This is a genomic window from Rhodoglobus sp. G.S.23 (genome assembly GCF_056675935.1).
The window spans coordinates 2,005,270-2,023,486 of the sequence record NZ_CM155237.1 but is presented as its reverse complement, the minus strand read 5'-3'; the positions used below and the strand labels follow the sequence as shown (position 1 = coordinate 2,023,486).

Annotated in this window: 18 protein-coding genes; 9 read left to right on the top strand and 9 right to left on the bottom strand. The window is 59.4% G+C overall.

Features of this window, described 5'->3' with window-relative positions; translation table 11 throughout:
* Positions 1-4 precede the first annotated feature (4 nt).
* From AC1ENN_RS09860 to AC1ENN_RS09845, 4 genes are read right to left on the bottom strand one after another with little or no spacing between them, the layout of a single operon-like run.
* A complete protein-coding gene (locus AC1ENN_RS09860) occupies positions 5-1,021 on the bottom strand; it encodes a C-terminal binding protein (protein ID WP_480405970.1) in 1,017 nt (338 codons plus the stop codon).
* Positions 1,011-1,793, bottom strand: coding sequence for an amino acid ABC transporter ATP-binding protein (locus AC1ENN_RS09855; RefSeq protein WP_449647096.1), 783 nt, complete (start codon positions 1,791-1,793; stop codon positions 1,011-1,013). The genes AC1ENN_RS09860 and AC1ENN_RS09855 overlap by 11 nt, the downstream gene beginning before the upstream one ends.
* 2 nt (positions 1,794-1,795) lie before the next feature.
* Positions 1,796-2,545, bottom strand: a complete 750-nt coding sequence (locus AC1ENN_RS09850) for an amino acid ABC transporter permease (protein WP_010203270.1) — start codon at positions 2,543-2,545, stop codon at positions 1,796-1,798.
* A 60-nt stretch (positions 2,546-2,605) separates the two neighbouring features.
* A complete protein-coding gene (locus AC1ENN_RS09845; protein WP_449647095.1) occupies positions 2,606-3,460 on the bottom strand; it encodes a transporter substrate-binding domain-containing protein in 855 nt (284 codons plus the stop codon).
* A 234-nt stretch (positions 3,461-3,694) separates the two neighbouring features.
* Here AC1ENN_RS09845 and AC1ENN_RS09840 point away from each other — a divergent pair, with 234 nt between their 5' ends.
* Positions 3,695-4,639 (top strand): Lrp/AsnC family transcriptional regulator, encoded by a 945-nt coding sequence (locus tag AC1ENN_RS09840; RefSeq protein WP_480405969.1) that lies wholly within the window; start codon positions 3,695-3,697, stop codon positions 4,637-4,639.
* Here the strand turns inward: AC1ENN_RS09840 and AC1ENN_RS09835 are convergent.
* Positions 4,636-5,715, bottom strand: a complete 1,080-nt coding sequence (locus AC1ENN_RS09835; RefSeq protein WP_480405968.1) for an N-acetyltransferase family protein — start codon at positions 5,713-5,715, stop codon at positions 4,636-4,638. The genes AC1ENN_RS09840 and AC1ENN_RS09835 overlap by 4 nt on opposite strands.
* Before the next feature lie 71 nt (positions 5,716-5,786).
* Positions 5,787-6,740 (bottom strand): PLP-dependent cysteine synthase family protein, encoded by a 954-nt coding sequence (locus AC1ENN_RS09830; RefSeq protein WP_449647092.1) that lies wholly within the window; start codon positions 6,738-6,740, stop codon positions 5,787-5,789.
* A 210-nt stretch (positions 6,741-6,950) separates the two neighbouring features.
* Between AC1ENN_RS09830 and smc the strand changes: the two genes are divergently transcribed.
* Positions 6,951-10,571 carry a chromosome segregation protein SMC gene (gene smc / locus AC1ENN_RS09825; protein WP_480405967.1) on the top strand — a complete coding sequence of 1,207 codons (3,621 nt, stop codon included), beginning with the start codon at positions 6,951-6,953 and terminating at the stop codon, positions 10,569-10,571.
* Positions 10,572-10,600: 29 nt separating this feature from the next.
* Here smc and AC1ENN_RS09820 read toward each other — a convergent pair whose 3' ends face one another.
* Positions 10,601-11,164 (bottom strand): histidine phosphatase family protein, encoded by a 564-nt coding sequence (locus AC1ENN_RS09820; protein ID WP_480405966.1) that lies wholly within the window; start codon positions 11,162-11,164, stop codon positions 10,601-10,603.
* A 55-nt stretch (positions 11,165-11,219) separates the two neighbouring features.
* Here AC1ENN_RS09820 and ftsY point away from each other — a divergent pair, with 55 nt between their 5' ends.
* Complete coding sequence (ftsY, locus tag AC1ENN_RS09815; protein WP_449647089.1) at positions 11,220-12,089, top strand: signal recognition particle-docking protein FtsY; 870 nt, start codon at positions 11,220-11,222, stop codon at positions 12,087-12,089.
* Here the strand turns inward: ftsY and AC1ENN_RS09810 are convergent.
* Both AC1ENN_RS09810 and AC1ENN_RS09805 read right to left on the bottom strand, forming a co-directional pair.
* Positions 12,086-12,607 (bottom strand): gamma carbonic anhydrase family protein, encoded by a 522-nt coding sequence (locus AC1ENN_RS09810; protein WP_480391068.1) that lies wholly within the window; start codon positions 12,605-12,607, stop codon positions 12,086-12,088. The genes ftsY and AC1ENN_RS09810 overlap by 4 nt on opposite strands.
* A 30-nt stretch (positions 12,608-12,637) precedes the next feature.
* Positions 12,638-13,519 carry an LLM class flavin-dependent oxidoreductase gene (locus tag AC1ENN_RS09805; protein WP_480405965.1) on the bottom strand — a complete coding sequence of 294 codons (882 nt, stop codon included), beginning with the start codon at positions 13,517-13,519 and terminating at the stop codon, positions 12,638-12,640.
* 77 nt (positions 13,520-13,596) lie between these two features.
* Here AC1ENN_RS09805 and ffh point away from each other — a divergent pair, with 77 nt between their 5' ends.
* The 6 genes from ffh to trmD all read left to right on the top strand — a co-directional run bounded on the left by ffh (position 13,597) and on the right by trmD (position 18,217).
* The gene (gene ffh / locus AC1ENN_RS09800; RefSeq protein WP_449647086.1) at positions 13,597-15,165 is read left to right on the top strand and encodes a signal recognition particle protein; all 1,569 of its coding nucleotides are present in this window, start codon (positions 13,597-13,599) and stop codon (positions 15,163-15,165) included.
* 90 nt (positions 15,166-15,255) lie between these two features.
* Positions 15,256-16,038: an LLM class F420-dependent oxidoreductase gene (locus AC1ENN_RS09795; protein WP_480405964.1), complete on the top strand. Its 783-nt coding sequence runs from the start codon at positions 15,256-15,258 to the stop codon at positions 16,036-16,038.
* Between the two features lie 192 nt (positions 16,039-16,230).
* Complete coding sequence (rpsP, locus tag AC1ENN_RS09790) at positions 16,231-16,680, top strand: 30S ribosomal protein S16 (RefSeq protein WP_480405963.1); 450 nt, start codon at positions 16,231-16,233, stop codon at positions 16,678-16,680.
* Between the two features lie 3 nt (positions 16,681-16,683).
* Complete coding sequence (locus AC1ENN_RS09785) at positions 16,684-16,920, top strand: RNA-binding protein (RefSeq protein ID WP_009772699.1); 237 nt, start codon at positions 16,684-16,686, stop codon at positions 16,918-16,920.
* A gap of 48 nt (positions 16,921-16,968) precedes the next feature.
* The gene (gene rimM, locus AC1ENN_RS09780) at positions 16,969-17,514 is read left to right on the top strand and encodes a ribosome maturation factor RimM (protein WP_449647083.1); all 546 of its coding nucleotides are present in this window, start codon (positions 16,969-16,971) and stop codon (positions 17,512-17,514) included.
* A gap of 16 nt (positions 17,515-17,530) precedes the next feature.
* Complete coding sequence (gene trmD / locus AC1ENN_RS09775; RefSeq protein WP_449647082.1) at positions 17,531-18,217, top strand: tRNA (guanosine(37)-N1)-methyltransferase TrmD; 687 nt, start codon at positions 17,531-17,533, stop codon at positions 18,215-18,217.

Below are 18,217 nucleotides of genomic sequence, written 5' to 3'. Positions count from 1 at the left end.
GTTCTTAGTGAGTGGAGAGTGAGGGTGCCGCTAAGGGCACGAGAGGCGTGTCTGGTGTGCCGCGTTGGGCCCATGAGACAACGTTCTGGGCTTGCAGCCGCACGTATTCTGCTTCACTGCGACCAGAGAAGTACGCGATGTGCGGTGTGATGAGAGCACGAGGATGACCGAGGAGCGGATGCTCGGGGCTCGGCGGTTCGGCATCCAAGACATCGAGGCCAGCGCCAGCAAGGTGCCCGCTGTCGAGCGCTTCGCACAGTGCTGAACTATCGACGAGTCCGCCGCGGCTCACGTTGATGAGATAGGACAGCGGTTTCATCGAGCCAAGGAACGCGGCGTCGACCATGGCGGCGGTGTCGGCAGTGAGCGGCAGGTGCAGCGAGAGGAAATGTGAACTCGAACGAACCGTCGCGGCATCGACCCGGCGCACGCCAGCCGCTGCGAAGCGCGCACGAGTCTCGTCAGTGTCCGGAATGAACGGGTCGTAGCCGATAATCTCGCCGAATAGCTGGCGTGCAAGTTCGGCGAACTTCATGCCGATCCTGCCCAACCCCATAAGGCCGAGAGTGCACTCGCTAAGGCGCGGTTGCACGAGAGCATCGCGGTCGTTCCACCGGCCGAAAACGACGGCCTGCTGTGAGAACGCGATGCCGCGTGCCAAGTGAAGCGCCATTGCCAGCGCGTGAGTCGCGACCTCTTCGGTGGCTGCGCCGACGATTGTCGTTACCCAGATTCCGTGCTCGGTTGCCGCATCCACATCCACGTTGTCAAAGCCCATCGACATCAGCGCGATGATCTTCACGGAGGGCATCCGCTCGATCATGGACCGCGTGATTTCGGCATAACCGACAAGCAACGCACTGGCGCCAGCGGCCCCGGCGACGATCGTTTCAGCATCCAGCGAATCGAGGTAGCTGACCTCGAACCCGGCGGAGCTGAGAAGCTCCCGCCCGGCACTGAAGTCGGTGCCATCGAGGTCGGTGTAGACGGCGCGAAGCACGCCGCCGGTGTTAGTGGACATGGCTCAAGAACTGCTTCGTGCGCTCATGCTGCGGGTTATCGAAGAACTCGCCAGGTTCGGCCTGTTCGACAATCACTCCGCTGTCGAAGAGGGTGACCTCATCGGCCGCGCGACGCGCAAATTTCACTTCGTGGGTGACCACAATCATTGTCATGCCGCCGGCAGCGAGGTTTTCCATGACCTCGAGCACTTCACCGACCAGCTCAGGGTCGAGTGCGGATGTCGGCTCGTCGAAGAGCATGACGTGCGGGTTCAGGACGAGTGCCCGCGCGATTGCAACCCGCTGCTGCTGACCTCCGGAAAGTTCGGAGGGAAAGTGCCGGTCGCGATCGCCGAGGCCCACTTTGTTGAGCATCAGGAAGGCGCGCTCGCGAGCTTCGGCTTTGCCGACTTTCTGCACTTCGGTGAGTGCGAGCACCACATTTTCGAGCGCGTTGAGATGCGGAAATAGGTTGAATTTCTGAAACACCATGCCGATATCGCGACGTTGCACTGCGAGTCTGCGCTCGGAGTGGTGCGCGATGCGGCCGTTGTTGTCTGAGGCGCCGATTCGATTGCCATCGAGGCTGATTTCTCCCCGGTCGGCAGGCTCGAGTAGTGCCATCAGGCGCAACATCGTCGATTTACCGGAACCGGATGGACCGAGAACTGCCTTGACTTGACCTTTGTTGATCTGGAATTCGACGCCCTTGAGAACTTCGGTTCCGTTGTACGCCTTGTGGAGGTTCGAAACTTGAAGGGTAGGAACGGTGTTCACGGTTTCTGTGCTCATGCTTACTTCTCCTTCGAGACCGTTGCGAGTGCCCGTGTGCTCAGGCTGATCGGGTCGGTGTTCTTCTTGACGCCACGAGACGTCCAGAGGAAACGTTTCTCGATCCGACTCTGCACGAGAGTGATAATCGTCACGATGACGAGGTAGTACATGATCGCGACGGTGTAGTACTCGGCGTAGCGGAAGGTGATGTTTACCCCGACTTGGGCGGTGGTGAGCAACTCTTTGAGCGAAATCACGGATGCCAGGGAGGAGTACTTGATGAGTCCAATGAATTCGTTGCCAGTCGGCGGCAGCGCGGTACGGATCGCCTGCGGCAAGACCACCCTGCGCATTACGGAGCCAGGTTTCATTCCCAGAGCGCGAGCGGCAAGTTCTTGACCGTCATCCACGCTGCTCAACGCTGAGCGAATGATTTCTGCCATGAAGGCTGCTTCGACCAAACCGAGACCGACGGATGCTGCCACGAACGGTGTGTACCAGTCAGAGCGAAGGGCGGGAAACATCTGGGGGAGTGCGTTCCACATGATGAGCAGAACGAGTAGCGCAGGCAGTGCCCGGAAGAACCAGACGTAGAGGTGTGCTGGAGCGCGAAGGTAGCGCTGCTTGGAGGTTCGCCCGATGGCGAGGAAGAAGCCGAGCACTGTGGCGATGACGAGCGAGCACGCTGCGACTCCGACGGAGATGAGTGCACCCCAGAGGTAGGCGGGGTTGACGAGTTGGGTGAAGAAGATTTCTGGATCAAAGATCATGTGGTGTGACTCCCTGGTTGTGGGTGGTCACGCGAGGTGACCACCCACAGTCGAGTGTTCTTAGTAGACGTCGACGATCGAGGCGTCGAGGTTGTAATCGGCGGCGATCTTCTCGAGAGTGCCGTTGTCGTAGAGGGCGCGGAGGGCCTCAGCAACTGCAGCCGTGAGTACGCCGTCCTTGGGGGTGAAGACTCCGAAGGTGGTGTCTGGGTCGAAGACGCCGTTGGCTACGGCGAGTAGTCCGTCATTCTGGGTGGCCATGTAGGCGGCTGCGACGTTGGTTTCGACAAGCACGTCGGACTTGCCGTTGATCACGGCGAGTACGGTTTCTGCAGTCTTGGGGTACTCGGTATTGGTGATGCCTTCTTTGCCATCTGCGATGCACTGGTCGCTGAGCTTCTGAACGCTCACCGTGTTGCTGGATGCTGCCTGCGTTGCAACGCGCAGTCCGCACAGGTCGGCGCCTTCTTTGAGCTTCGCTGCGAGGTCGGGTGCTGCCAGCGCTGCGGGACCCGCATTCATGACGGCGGAGGCGTCGGCGATCTGTAGGCGCTCTTCGCTCATGTAGAGGCCGCCGAAGATGACGTCGCAGCGGCCGGTCTGGAGTCCAGGCATGAGTCCGTCAAACGAGGTGATTTCGAATTTGGTTTCGACGCCCCAGTAGTCAGCAACGGCGCGGATGCCGTCAGCGTCGAAGCCGATGATGTCGCCGCCAGTCGAGTCTGCGTAGTACTCAAGGGGTGCGTATTCCGGGTCGATGCACGCGGTGAAGGCGTTGGCGTTAACGAGACCTTCAGGGGCGTTGGATGAGGTGGAGTCTGTGGTGTCTGTCGTGGCTTCAGTGCCAGCGGCACATCCGGTCAGCACTACCGCGAGCGATACTGCTGCGGCGATGCCCATGATCGATTTCTTCATTGTTTCTCCTGTGGCTGCAGAACGATTCATCCCCGGATGTGCTGGGGAGGGTGATTTGGTTCTGACCATTGTGTTCACACTCGGCACGAAAGTCAATGCATATTTGCAGTCCTGTAACCAAAAAGACGCAAATATGAAACGAAAGAGAGGTTTATGGAGGGAAAAACGTGGAATTTCACTCAATAAAGTGACAAAACGCTACGTTTTAGTAGTGGGTTGAAATAGTCTGGCCCCGTGGACCAGCTAACCGAGCAATCTTTCGCAATTCTGCGCCAGGACGGCCGAACGTCGTTCAGCGATATTGCGCGCCAACTTGACACCAACCGGGCAAGTGTCGCTAAGCGGTTGAACCCGCTACTCGTTTCTGGCGACATCCGAATCATCGCGGCCGTTCACCCACGGCTTCTCGGGCTGCACGTTCTCGCTCACTTGTCGATTCAGACAGAAGGCGATGCGGGAGAGCTCGCGGAACGAATTTGCGAGCTAAATTCGCCCGTGTTCGTCTCGGAGCGCACGGGCAAGTACCAACTGATTACCGAAGTACACACTGCGACGATGGCGGAACTGCACGAAGAGATTCGCGCGATTCGCGCCTGCGACGGCGTAGTCGACGTGCAGGTGATGATCTATGAACGAACGCTCAAAAGCTTCTTCCTTGGAGAAGAACCTGCCCTGGCAGATTTGCCGCTCGATGCGACTGATCTTAAGTTGATGGAACTGCTCCAAATTGACGGACGCATGGGCTACGCCGAACTCGCTGAAGCCGTTGACCTATCGATCAGTGGATGTCGCACCCGCATTAGCCGCCTCACCGAAACCGGGGCGATGCGCATTGGCCTCTTGCGTGAACGCACCGATATGACCTCGCATCTAACGTTCGGTTTTGGATTCATCACCATGGGAAATGCCGACCCGCTCGTGCGACTTATTGATGAGCAACCGGGGGTGGAGTTCATGGCACGCACGATAGGTCGGTTCGATTTCGTGACAACCATCTCGTTTCCTACTCTCAGTGATTTCAATGACTTTGTGGCGGAACTTCGCGCGCTGACCAGCGTGAAGTCGCTGGAGACGTGGCTGCACGCCCGGATTCACAAGGAGCGCTATCAGCACAGCTTGCATCGCATCCGTGAGGGTGCCATGGCTCTCGCAGCTCATACGGATTCTGCTGCAATTTAGTCGCCCGCGGTGAGAACCCGCTTCCACACTCCTTGGTATCCGATAGGGACAAAGCCGACGGCCTCATTGGTGGAGAGCATATGGCGGTTCTCTTCTGCGTTGTAAGTGATCACAGAGGGGTGTCCCGGCGCGACTCGTTCGAGGTGAGCCAGGTTGACAACCTTAAGCAACATCCCCAGGCGGTGTCCTCGATGCTCGTCGAGCACAATGGTGCCTCCCTGGTTGACGGCGCGGTTGGTTTCTTGCGGCACGGCCAGCGCGGTGTACCCGACAAGAGTGCCGGTCTCGACGTGCTCGACTGCAGCGTAAACCATGGTGAGTGAGCTTTCGGCGAGACGACTTTGGTATTCCAGAAGTCGCTTCACCGACCAAATGTCTTCTGGGGGCTCGAGGCCGGCGGAAGGTTCATCGGTGCTCATGCGGGTGTAGAGAAGCGCGAGATCCGTTTGCCACCGCTCGGGGCAGATGTCGACCCACTCGTGTACGGCGTAGTCGCGATTGAGATGGTCAATTGCATCGTCGACTAGTGATCGCACACCCGTCACGGGTAGTACAAGTCGACTGACTCGTTCGACCTGTTCAAAGCTGAAGCCGTGAGCAAACAAGAACTGAGTTTCGGAGTTGTCTTTCGGCACCGCGCCAAACCCAGTAGGTGCTGCAATGACAGGGCCATCGCTCAAGGCGGCCGGAGCGTACATGTGCACCTGACGTTTGTTGTCAGCCCGCGCGATACTCTCTAGTTCGGCGAGTAGTGCGCTCCCTAGCCCGCGCCGTGTGTAGTCAGGATGCACGTGAGCGATCACCCATGCAGTATCCACGTCGTCGCCAACCGTTGTCTCGTAGGTGCCGGAGCCGACAACGCGGCCATCGATCGTCGCCACGATCATCCGAAACTTCTCAAATTCACTTGGCTGCCACAGCCCGAGCTCTTCTGTGAGATCAAAGGCCGTATCGGTCGTGCCAAACGCAAGTTCGTAGCTGAGGTTGCCCAGCGCGATGGCCTGGCAAAATTTGTCGCTGCGGGTGGGATCAAGTTCCCGCGGAATCTCAACGGTAGCAATATCGAACTCTGACATGAGCGCACCAATCTGGCTGGTTGGGTGCTACTGAGGTAGCCGACCAGAATACTCTCGTGGACGCCAGAGGATCAAGCGATTGCTTGGCGGGTGAACAGATCGTCGTCGAGGTACTTCAGGCCGGTGTCGCACGCGACGGTCACGACTACTTTGCCTGGCCCGAGCTCCCTGGCAAGCTCGAGTGCGGCAGCAACGTTCAGCCCAGAAGAGGTGCCGACCAGGAGCCCCTCCTGCTCGGCTAACTGCCGACATGTCTTTCGTGCCACGGCCTCGTCGATTGCCCGAGCGTCGTCATACAGCTCGCTGTCGAGGAGGGGAGGGAGGAAACCTACCCCGATGCCCTCAACGTGGTGTTGTCCGGGGTGCCCGAGGGTAAGCAGGGGCGCCGACGCGGGTTCGAGCGCAATTATTTGAGTGCTTGAGGAGTTGTCCTTGAGTACCCCCGCGACCCCCATCAGCATCCCAGCGGTACCGACAGCACCACAGAAAGCGTCGATTCCTTCCGGGAATTGGGCGAGGAGCTCGTGCCCGATCCCGGCATACCCGATGAGGGAGTCGGCGTTGTTGAACTGGTCGGTCTGGTAATAGCCACCCTGCGCTGCGATGGTGGCGGCAACCGAAATCATCTCCGGGATGAGTTCGGGAGTAATTTCCCCACTGGGGCTATGAACGACCGTGAGCTGAGCCCCGAATGCCCGCATGGTGTTGAGCTTGGCAACAGCAAAGGCGTCTGAAGAGACGGCGTGAAAACCGTAACCTTTTGCCGCGCAAACAAAGGCAAGTGACGATCCGGTACTACCGCCGGTGTATTCGATCACCGTCAGGTCCCGGGTTAGCGCACCGCGTTCCTCGGCCTCTTCGATCATGGCGAGTGCCATTCGGTCCTTATAGGAGCCGGTGGGATTGAAACCTTCGAGCTTGACAAATACCGCAGCGGAATCTTGCGAAACAAGGCGCCGAAGCTGAACAACCGGCGTGTTTCCGATGGCGTCGAGAGCTGTACTTGCTGGCAGTGGGGGACGCATTGGATCTCCAAATCCTTACCCCCAGCGGCACGAGGACGCGCACGCGACTGGGACCAGTTGACTCCTCGGATGTGCCGATGTCAATGGTCATTAGTTGCGCGTGGCTTCCTGCGCGGCAGAACGGCGGAACCCCGCGCATCCGGTACCGTATACCAAGGTTCTGACCAGCAACTTGGCCAGAGACTCGGCCAGCAGAGACAGGGCGGTGACGTGTACCTCAAGAGTTTGACCCTCAAGGGGTTCAAGTCGTTCGCTCAACCAACCACTTTTGCTTTCGAGCAGGGTGTGACGTGTGTCGTCGGCCCCAATGGTTCTGGCAAGTCGAATGTCGTGGATGCTCTCGCCTGGGTTATGGGCGAGCAGGGTGCCAAAACTTTGCGCGGCGGCAAGATGGAAGACGTCATCTTCGCTGGCACCGCCACGAAGGGTCCCCTCGGTCGTGCCGAGGTAGTTCTCACTATCGACAATGCAGATGGCGCGCTGCCGATTGAATACAGCGAAGTCACCATCAGCCGCACCCTGTTCCGCAATGGCGGCAGCGAATATGCGATCAATGGCAGCCAGTGCCGCCTCCTCGACGTTCAAGAACTCCTGAGCGATTCCGGTCTCGGCCGCGAAATGCACGTCATCGTTGGCCAAGGCCAGCTCGATGCGGTGCTGCACGCGAGCCCCGAAGATCGTCGCGGATTCATCGAAGAAGCGGCCGGCATCCTCAAGCACCGTCGTCGCAAAGAGAAGACTCTGCGCAAGCTCGACGCGATGCAGGCGAACCTCACGCGGCTCTCTGACCTGGCGGGGGAGATCCGTCGCCAGCTCAAGCCGCTCGGACAGCAGGCCGAGATTGCCAAAGAGGCAGCATCGATTGCCTCCATTGTGCGGGATGCTCGCGCCCGCCTCCTCGCCGACGAGGTCGTAGAACTGCGCTCAAGCATCAACGATTTCAGCCGCAACGAAAGCGAACGCAAAACTCAGCGCATCGTATTGCAGGAACAACTCGACCAGAACAAGCTTCGTGAAGCTCGCCTCGAGCAAGCACAGGTTGGTGATGCCGTTGATGAGGCCCGCCGGGTGTCATTTGGTCTCGAGTCTGTGCAAGAACGCCTGCGTAGTTTGTACACGCTCGCCAACCAGCGGCTATCGCTACTCGGTCAACAGAGTGATGCTCCCACCTCAGGCAACACCGTAAGCCAGACGCTCGTCGACGAAGTGAAAGCTGAAGCCGACGCTCTCGCCGCCGGAGTTGCGGACGCCGAAAAGGCTGTCGGCGCTGCCGCAGCTGCGACGGCAACGGCCAAAGCGGCCCTCGATTCGCTCGACGAAGAAATTGCCGCCCAGAGCGCCCTAGTCTCGCGCCATGAGTTGGAGAGTGCAGGCCTCACCGCGCGCGTAGAAGTCGCCACGTCAACCCTGACTGCCGCGCAGGGTGAACTCGTTCGCCAACAACAGGCTCTCGCTGAAGCGCAGTCTCGTCGTGAAGCAGCTCAGGCCGAGTTTGAGGCCCTCGAGGGTGAAGCAAACAACTCGACCACCGAATCTGACGGGTCGCTCGATAAGGCTTACGAGGCTGCTGAGGCGAAAGTCGCGAGCATCCAAGTAGACATCGAGTCCCTTCGTGATGCCCTTCACGCGTCCGAACGTGAACGGGATGCTCTCGCCGCGCGAAACTCGGCACTGTCTCTCGCGGTCGATCAGAAAGATGGCTCGAGCGCGCTCGTTGCTGCCAAACTTTCGGGCATCCGTGGGCTCGTCGCCGAGCATGTGAAGATCACCCCCGGCTATGAGGCGGCAATTGCTGCAGCCCTCGGAACACTGGCGGATGCCGTACTGGCCGACGATCGTGATTCCGCGATCGACGCGCTCGCCGAATCTTCCCGTCGTGATTTTGGTCGAGTTGAAGTTGTCATAGCCAACGCCGCGACGTCAGCAGTATCGCTTGGCACAGCCGCCGGAACGGTACCGGCATCTGAGGTTGCTACGGCACCCGATGGCGTGCACGGGCTCTTGGCTCACGTGCTCATTGCCGATGACCTCGAGGCTGCCCGCGCCGCCTACAGCTCACTCTCCAATGCCGCCGACATCACTTTTGTCACACTCCACGGTGACGTGCTCACTCAATTCGTGTTGCGCGGTGGCTCTGGTGCCAAGCGTTCACGACTCGAACTTGTTGCCGAACGGGATGCCGCAGCCGAGAAACTCGGTGTCGTCACGACACAAATCGAGCGCACCAGCTTCGAACTCGCTGAGAAGCGCCGCGAGCTGGTCTCAGCCAAGACGGATGCCGAAGCCGCTCTCGTAGAACTGCGCGAATACGACGCTCAGTTGGCCGCGCAATCAGAGCTCCTCGGCCGACACCGTATCCAGGCGGATGCCGCCCAGGCGGAATGCGACCGCCTTGCCCGTGCCGTCGATATCGCGTCTCAATCGGTGGCCGATGCCACTGCCGAAGTGGGGCGAGCTCAGACCGCCGCCGACGAGTACCAGTCGGCACCTCGGCCCATGCTCGATGTCTCGCAGCGTGATCCGATGCTCGACGAAGTGGAGACCGCTCGGGCTCACGAGGTTGAGCAACGCATCCAGCTTGAGACTATCCGGGAGCGGGTGCGTGCTGAGCGTGCCCGGGCTGAGCAGCTTGCTGCCCAGCTGGTGCGCGAGCGCGAAGCCGCCGCAGAGCAAGCCAGGCTTGCCGTCATCCGTCAACGGCAGATCGCCTCAGCGACGCGCGTCGGAGAAATGCTGCCGGCGGTGCTCGACTCTGTCGACCGCTCGCTGTCAGAAGCGCGAGTCGTTCTCGCGGCGAAAGAATCAGAACGCTCAGCCCAAAACCAAGAACTTTCTGGGCTTCGTCGCGAAGAATCAGCGTTGCGTGAACGACTATCGGCCGTGAGCGAAAGTGTGCACGGCCTAGAGATGCAGATCTACGAAAAGAAGCTGCACCTCTCCAGTTTGCTTGAACGCTCTGGTGAAGAACTCGGCCTAGTCGAAGATGTGCTCGTTGCGGAATATGGCCCGCAGGTCGCGGTGCCTAACGACATCGCGATCAACGCAGACGCAGACGCAGACGCAGACGCAGACGCAGACACAGACGCTGACACAGACGGTGACGCTGACGCTGGCACTCGCGTCGACGTTGAGCCCGCGGCACCCGGTCGCCCGTTTGTTCGTGCTGAGCAAGAACTTCGCCTACAGAAGGCTGAACGCAAGCTCGCGCGACTGGGGCGGGTCAACCCTCTCGCGCTTGAGGAGTTCGAAGCCCTTGAGCAGCGCCACAAGTTCTTGACCGAGCAACTCACTGACCTCACGAACACGCGCAAGGATTTGTTGACGATCATCGATGAGCTCGACGAGAAGATGCAGGCCATCTTCTCGAGCGCTTTCGAAGACACCAAGAACGCGTTCAACGATGTCTTCCCCATCCTGTTCCCGGGGGGCACGGGGAGCATCTTCTTGACGAACCCGGATGAGCTACTCACAACGGGTATCGAAGTCACGGTAAAGCCTGCGGGTAAGAAGATTGAACGCCTCTCGCTGCTGAGCGGTGGAGAACGGTCGCTGGCTGCGGTTGCTCTGCTGATCGCGATCTTCAAAGCCCGCCCGAGCCCGTTCTACATCATGGACGAGGTTGAGGCAGCCCTCGACGACGCGAACCTTGGCCGTCTGCTCGCGATCTTTGAAGATCTCCGTCAGACCAGTCAGTTGATTGTGATCACGCACCAGAAACGCACGATGGAAATCGCCGATGCGCTGTATGGCGTGAGCATGCGCTCAGACGGAATCAGTGCGGTTGTCGGTCAGCGGGTCGCTAAAGAGACTGTGTCTGCCGAAACAAGCTAGGGCGCGGACTTCCTGATGAGTGTTGTTGGTTAGTCGACGCCCTCGAGCGGTTCGCCGTTGACGGTGTGCACGCACCATCCACTGCGCAGTTTTTCGATGGTCGAGATTGACCCGTTGAGGATGTGGTCGAAGTCGCGGCCAGCGAGCTCGGACAGTGTGTAGCGGATGATTGTGCCGTGGCAGACGACAATAACCTTCTTGCCCGGGTAGTCGAGGGAGACCTCGTTGAGGGCTGCGATGCCGCGTTCGACGACGTTGTGCAGAGACTCGAGCCCGGGGTAGCCGCTGTGGTTAGGCCAGCGCTCGTTGATCTGCGCGGTTGTGAGTCCTTCGCCTTCACCGTAGTTGCGCTCGATGAGGAGGTCATAGCTGCGACCCAACTCAAGCCCGAGACCGTCGGCGATGATCTGCGCGGTCTCACGGGCGCGCTTCAGGGGAGAACTGACGATTACATCCCACTCGGTGCCGCGCAGCAACTCGACAGCCTCGCGGGCTTGTTCGCGACCGATGTCGTTCAGCGGAATGTCGCTGGAACCTTGCATGCGTCCGGCAGCGTTCCAGTCAGTTTGGCCATGGCGAATCAATGAGAGCATCCAAAAACCCTAGCGCGGTTAGGGCATGTCACTTCACCTGCCTTAACCTGTAGCTATGGCAGCATCTTGGTCGCTTTCGGGCGCACTCAAATCTATGTTCGCGCGCGACACGATCGACGCTGAGACGTGGAGCGATCTCGAAGACGCAATGATCTCCGCTGACTTCGGCCCAGACATCACCGAGTCGGTCATCGATGAGTTGCGGGCGAGCGTCGCCAAATTCAAAACTGACGACCCGGCAGACCTGAAGCGGATGCTGCGCGAAACCCTCGAGGAACGCTTGGCTCGCCTCGACCCCACCCTCACTCTCAGCGCCCGCCCAGCGGTCGTGCTGGTTGTTGGGGTCAATGGCGTGGGAAAGACCACCACGATTGGCAAGTTTGCCAAGTTCTTGGTTGGCCACGGCCGCACTGTTGTTGTTGGTGCTGCTGACACGTTCCGTGCCGCAGCGGTTGAGCAGTTGGCGACGTGGGCTGAGCGCGGGGGAGCCGAGATTGTGCGCCCGCAGCAGCAGGGTCAAGATCCGGCATCCGTTGCTTTTCAGACGGTTGAGCGTGCCCAGCGCGAGGGTATCGACATCGCCATTATCGATACGGCTGGTCGTTTGCAGACGAAGAGCGGTCTGATGGATGAGTTGGGCAAGATCCGTCGTGTCGTCGAAAAGCAGACCGAGATCGCAGAAGTGTTGCTCGTGCTTGACGCGACAACCGGCCAAAACGGTGTCGCTCAGGCAGAAGCCTTCATCCAGCACGCGGGAGTCACGGGTCTGGTGATCACGAAGTTGGATGGTTCGGCTAAGGCTGGCTTTGTGCTTGCTGTGCAGGAGCGCACCGGCATCCCGATCAAACTTGTTGGGCAGGGTGAGGGCATCAACGACCTCACCGGTTTTACCCCGCACGTGTTTGTTCAGGGCCTTGTCGGCTAGCTGCTGACTGCTTTGTGCGCGGCCGCGATGTCGAGGTAGTGGGTCGCGTTTTGGCGCACGCCAGCGATTTCGTCATCACTGAGCTCCCGCCGCACTTTCGCGGGAACGCCTGCAACAAGTGATCGGGGCGGAACAATGGTGCCTTCGAGCACAACAGCGCCGGCGGCGACGAGCGATCCGGTGCCGATGACGGCTCCGTTGAGCACTGTTGCACTCATCCCAATGAGGCAGTCGTCTTCGACGGTGCAGCCGTGGAGAACGGCGCCGTGGCCCACGCTCACGCCAGAACCTACGGTGGTGGGAATGCCTTCATCGCAGTGCACGGTCACGTTGTCTTGAAGGTTTGAGCCTTCACCGATGGTTATTGAGTCGGTGTCTCCGCGCAGGACGGCACCGTAGAAGATGCTCGCGCGTTCGCCGAGGGTGACCTGCCCGATGAGTGTTGCGTTTGGTGCGACGAATGCGCTGTCGGCAATCTGAGGCGTCTGTCCGGCGAGAGTCACGATGAGTGCAGTCATTCCTCCACGCTATCGCGATATCGCGTCACCCTACCGAGAGAAGCGGGAAGCAATCTCGATCAGCACACTTTCCTTACCGGCGTAGATGCCCTCTTTGCGTGGCCAGTGGCCAATCACATCGGTGAAGCCAAGGGCTTCGGCGCGACCAACGGCGTCATCCCAGGCGCCGACGCTGTCGAGGCTGAATACGGGTGCGCCATCGAGGTTGAGATAGCGATCGAGACTTGCGGATGCCCGGCCGGCCTTTTCGAGGCTGGCATCCATTCGCGCGGATGACTCACCGACTACCTGCCACCACTCATCGAGCGTGTCAGCGGTGCGCCCGAGGGTGAGCCAGCCGTCGGCGAGTTCCGCAGCAAGCCTCAGACCCTTTGGCCCTTCCGCCGCGACCACGAATGGCAAGCGTGGTGCCCGGGCTGGAACCCCGACCATCCGCGCATTCACTGCGGTGAACCAGTCGCCGCTAAAGCTGATTCCGCCGCTGCCCGGTGTCTCGAAGCGAAGCAGTTCGTCGAGGCCGCGAACGAACTCTTCGAAACGGGCGTGACGTTCGCGCGGGCTGAGTTCAGGAATTCCGAGCACTGTGGAGTCAAAACCGGTGCCGCCAGAACCGACGCCGAGGAGAAAGCGGCCACCGCTCACATCGTCAAGCGTTGCCAATTCTTTGGCGAAGGTTACGGGATGCCGAAAGTTGGGGGAGGCGACGAAAGTGCCGAGCCCGATGCGACTAGTGACGCTCGCAGCCGCCGTCAGGGTGGGAACTGTGGCGTGCCACGTCTCGTCTGCGAGCGAACGCCACGACAAATGGTCGTAGGTCCACGCGTGATCGAAGCCGAGTTCTTCAGCTCGAATCCACTGGTTTTTGGCTTCAGCCCACGGCTGTTGGGGGAGGATTACGATGCCATATCTCACGTTCACACCCTACTCGGGCACGCTGTCAGCGCATTGCGTTCGCTCCCAGTGCCAAGACACCTTAAACTGGTGTGATCATGGCCACTTTTGGAAATCTCACCGACCGCCTCGCGGATACGTTCAAAAACCTGCGAGGCAAGGGCAAGCTCAGCGAAGCGGATGTCGACGGCACCGTTCGCGAGATTCGCCGTGCTTTGCTGGATGCTGACGTTGCGCTCGAGGTAGTCAAGGAGTTCACGGGCCGCGTTCGTGAACGTGCCCTTGGTCACGAGGTTTCTGGCGCTCTGAATCCTGCCCAGCAGGTGGTACAGATCGTAAACGACGAACTCATCACGATTCTGGGTGGCGAAGCTCGTCGCATTGAATTCGCGAAGAAGCCACCGACGGTCATCATGCTCGCCGGACTTCAGGGTGCAGGTAAGACGACGCTTGCCGGAAAGCTGTCGAAGTGGCTTGCCGCAGATGGTCACACGCCGCTGCTGGTCGCTGCCGACCTTCAACGCCCCAACGCAGTAACGCAACTCCAGGTTGTTGGTGAGCAGGCTGGTGTTGCCGTGTTTGCTCCCGAGCCTGGCAACGGCAAGGGTGACCCGGTCAAGGTTGCCAAGCAGGCTCTCAAGTTTGCGAAAGACAAGCAGCATGATGTGGTCATCATTGACACCGCTGGTCGTTTGGGTGTGGATGCCGAACTCATGAAGCAGGCAGCAAACATCCGCAAGGCTGTCGATCCCGACGAAGTGCTCTTCGTTATTGACGCGATGATCGGTCAAGACGCGGTCAAGACTGCCCGAGCCTTCCAAGATGGCGTGGACTTCACGGGTGTCGTGCTCTCAAAGCTCGATGGTGATGCCCGTGGTGGTGCTGCTCTCTCGGTTGCTTCGATCACCGGTCGCCCCATCATGTTCGCGTCAACGGGTGAGGGGCTCGACGACTTTGAGCCGTTCCACCCCGACCGCATGGCGAGCCGCATCCTTGACCTTGGTGACATCCTCACTCTCATTGAGCAGGCTCAGAAGACCTTCAATGAAGAAGAGTCCCGCAAGGTTGCCGAGAAATTTGCGACTGACAGCTTTACCCTCGATGACTTCCTGCAGCAGATGCAGCAACTCAAGAACATGGGCTCCATCAAGAGCATGTTGGGCATGCTGCCCGGTGCCAAGGGGATGCGTGAGCAGCTCGAGAATTTCGACGAGTCAGAAATTACGCGCACTGAAGCCATCATCCAGTCGATGACGAAGCAAGAGCGCACCGTGCCGAAGCTGCTCAATGGCTCGCGACGGGTGCGCATTGCTCGCGGTTCGGGAACGACCGTCACTGAGGTAAACGCCCTCGTGAACCGGTTTGAGCAGGCCGCCAAAATGATGAAGACCGTTGCCAAGGGCGGAACGCCGCAGATTCCTGGCATGGGCCCGATTCCTGGTGGTCATGGCGGAAAATCAGCGCAGGCGAAAAAGGGTCAGAAGAAGAAAAGCTCCAAGTCTGGCAACCCTGCCAAGCGCGCTGCAGAAGAGGCAGCCCGCGCCCAAGGCGCTGTCGCTCCGGCAGCGGCAGCAGGCTCAGGCTTTGGTCTTGGTGGGTCGAAACCTGCTGCTGGCGGCCCATCGGCAGAAGAGTTAGAGAGTCTGCAAAAGTTCCTCGGGCGCTAGGCTGCTGCGCTTCTCGCGCATCCTGAGTAGTCGGTGTGGCGGGCGCCACTGCATCGTCGCGGTGTCGCTCCGACCGGATACTGTGGAGTTATGACTCAGAGCCGTCCCGTTCGCATTGCCGTCCAGCTTCAACCGCAACATGCCGAGTATTCGGTCATTCGAGACCGGGTTCGTGAACTCGAACAGCTTGGTGTTGATGTGCTTTTCAATTGGGACCACTTCTTCCCACTGTATGGAGAGCCGGATGGACTGCACTTTGAGGCGTGGACGGAACTGGCCTCCTGGGCTGAGCTAACGAGCCGGGTCGAGTTCGGCACCCTCGTTAACTGCAACAGCTACCGCAATCCTGACCTTCAGGCCGATATGGCTCGCACGCTCGATCACATCAGTGGGGGCCGTTTCATTTTCGGCACCGGCTCCGGTTGGTTCGAGCGTGACTACGACGAGTACGGTTACGAGTTCGGCACGGCCGGCTCACGATTGGATGCTCTCGCCGAGGCACTTCCTCGCATCGAGTCGCGCTGGGGCAAACTGAACCCGGCACCCACTCGCAAGATTCCCGTGCTGATCGGTGGCGGCGGAGAGAAGAAAACTCTCAAGCTCGTCGCGAAGCACGCTGACATTTGGCACAGCTTTGCCACCGGAGATGCGCTCGTTCACAAGTTGAGCGTGTTGGCAGGTCACTGCGAGGCCGTCGGTCGCGATATTAATGAGATTGAGCTGTCGAACGAACTTCGCGACAAGAGTGTCGAAGATGCCGACAGCATGCGCGAGCAGGGCATCACGCTCTTTACTTTGGGTATTACGGGCCCCGACTATGACCTCACGAGCACCAAGCAGTGGCTTTCTTGGCGGGATTCTCAGAACGACTAAGGTCACCTCTTTGGGGCTTTCTTCGCTATCGGTTCCCGAAGCGCTCAAAACTCTGGCAGAATAGGCGGTTGAGTCCTTCGTAGCCCGACCCTCTAATCGGCCCGAATGGAATCCACTAGAGCTTTTGTGCCGAGTGTGCCCCCACGCTCACGGCTAGCGGTTCGCCACCAAAACATTTAAATCAGGAGAATTGTGGCTGTAAAGATTCGTTTGAAGCGCATGGGCAAGATCCGTGCACCCTACTACCGCATCGTCATTGCCGACTCGCGCAAGAAGCGCGATGGTCGTGTCATTGAAGAAATCGGAAAGTACCACCCCACCGAGGAGCCCTCGTTCATCGAGGTCGAGTCCGAGCGTGCCCAGTACTGGTTGAGCGTTGGCGCGCAGCCTAGCCCGCAGGTTGAGGCAATCCTCAAGCTGACCGGCGACTGGGGCATCTTCAAGGGTGACAAGAACGCTGTTAGCACCGTCAAGGTCAAGGAAGCTAAGCCAGAGTTCCAAGCCGACGAGAAGAAGAAGCCAGTTCTCAAGCCCAAGGTTGAGAAGGCTGAACCTAAGGCTGAAGAGGCACCTGCTGCAGAAGTTCCCGTCGCTGACGAGGCTGCTGCTGAAGCACCAGCCGCTGACGCAGACAAGGCTTAGCAATTGCTCGCTCCCGCCCTCGAACACCTCGTCAAAGGTATCGTCGACCACCCCGAAGAGGTTCAGGTCGTTGCGAAGAACACGCAACGCGGTGAGCTTCTTGAGGTTCGCGTGCACCCAGAAGATCTCGGCCGTGTAATCGGTCGTGCTGGTCGCACCGCGAAAGCACTGCGTACGCTGATCACGGCTTTGGCCGATGGTCGCAAGGTACGTGTCGACGTAGTCGACACTGACTTCTAACCAGTGGGCGAAGTAAAGACACCCCGCGAAGGTCGCACACAGCTGCGAGTGGGGCGTCTGACGAAGGCTCATGGGCTCAAGGGAGCCGTCAAAGTAGAGATGTACACGGATGCCCCGGAACGACGTTTCGTTCCGGGCGCCGTGTTCTCTCTGCAAGTGCCGACAAGTTCTGCGTGGCATGGCAAGACACTTGAACTCATTGAGCTCAAGTGGTTTAACGCGCAGCCGGTCGCCTTCTTCAAAGGAGTGCTTGACCGCAGCGAGGCCGAAACTTTAGTGAAGGCCATCCTCTGGATCGATCACGATCCCAACGAAGAGCCAGAAGAAGATGCGTGGTTTGATCACCAACTCATCGGCCTCAAGGTCATCCGCGACGGCATCCAAGTTGGCACTCTCGCGCAGGTTGATCATTTTCCTGCGCAAGATCTGCTGACGGTCGATACAGAAAACGGCAACGTACTTGTCCCGTTCGTTAAGTCGATCGTTGCCAGTGTCGATCTCGAGACCGGCGAAATGGTTGTTACTCCTCCGCCTGGTCTGTTCGAAAATCTCGAAGACCTCGCAGACGACACTGAGACACCAGAAACCACATAGCCGTTAGGGTGACTGCGTGCGCATCGACATCGTGACGATCTTCCCCGACTTCTTCGGGGTGCTCGACATCTCTCTGCTTGGCAAAGCGCGCGAGCGTGGAATCATCGAACTCGGCGTTCACGACCTGCGCGACTTTACCTACGATCGTCATCGCACCGTCGACGACACCCCTTATGGCGGTGGCGCAGGCATGGTGATGCGCCCAGAACCGTGGGGCGAAGCTCTGGATGCCGTTCTTACGCCAGAAACAGTAGTGATCGTTCCGACTCCTGCCGGAGTGCCTTTCACGCAGGCTGCCGCCCGTGAGCTCGCGCTGGAGAAGCATCTCGTCTTTACGTGTGGGCGCTATGAGGGAATCGATCAGCGAGTGATCGACTACGCGGCATCCACCGTTCGAGTTCGTGAAATCAGCCTCGGCGATTACGTGCTCAATGGCGGCGAAGTTGCGACGATGGCGATGATTGAGGCCATCGGTCGACTCGTGCCCGGCGTAATTGGCAATCCTGAAAGTTTGACTGAAGAGAGCCACGAGCAGGGGCTACTCGAATACCCCAGCTACACGAAGCCGTCAACGTGGCGCGAGCGATCAGTGCCCGCTGTTTTACTCAGCGGTAACCACAAAGCAATTGCCGACTGGCGTCTTGAGCAGCAACGGGAACGCACTCGACGAGTGCGCCCCGATCTGCTTCCCGACGACCAGTAG

Bases quoted from the DNA above. Each gene is read 5' to 3' on its own strand.
- AC1ENN_RS09845 (WP_449647095.1), bottom strand. From the start codon at position 3,460: ATGAAGAAATCGATCATGGGCATCGCCGCAGCAGTATCGCTCGCGGTA.
- ftsY (WP_449647089.1), top strand. From the start codon at position 11,220: ATGGCAGCATCTTGGTCGCTTTCGGGCGCACTCAAATCTATGTTCGCG.
- AC1ENN_RS09850 (WP_010203270.1), bottom strand. From the start codon at position 2,545: ATGATCTTTGATCCAGAAATCTTCTTCACCCAACTCGTCAACCCCGCC.
- AC1ENN_RS09835 (WP_480405968.1), bottom strand. From the start codon at position 5,715: ATGTCAGAGTTCGATATTGCTACCGTTGAGATTCCGCGGGAACTTGAT.
- AC1ENN_RS09810 (WP_480391068.1), bottom strand. From the start codon at position 12,607: ATGACTGCACTCATCGTGACTCTCGCCGGACAGACGCCTCAGATTGCC.
- AC1ENN_RS09820 (WP_480405966.1), bottom strand. From the start codon at position 11,164: ATGCTCTCATTGATTCGCCATGGCCAAACTGACTGGAACGCTGCCGGA.
- AC1ENN_RS09855 (WP_449647096.1), bottom strand. From the start codon at position 1,793: ATGAGCACAGAAACCGTGAACACCGTTCCTACCCTTCAAGTTTCGAAC.
- AC1ENN_RS09860 (WP_480405970.1), bottom strand. From the start codon at position 1,021: ATGTCCACTAACACCGGCGGCGTGCTTCGCGCCGTCTACACCGACCTC.
- AC1ENN_RS09795 (WP_480405964.1), top strand. From the start codon at position 15,256: ATGACTCAGAGCCGTCCCGTTCGCATTGCCGTCCAGCTTCAACCGCAA.
- AC1ENN_RS09830 (WP_449647092.1), bottom strand. From the start codon at position 6,740: ATGCGTCCCCCACTGCCAGCAAGTACAGCTCTCGACGCCATCGGAAAC.
- ffh (WP_449647086.1), top strand. From the start codon at position 13,597: ATGGCCACTTTTGGAAATCTCACCGACCGCCTCGCGGATACGTTCAAA.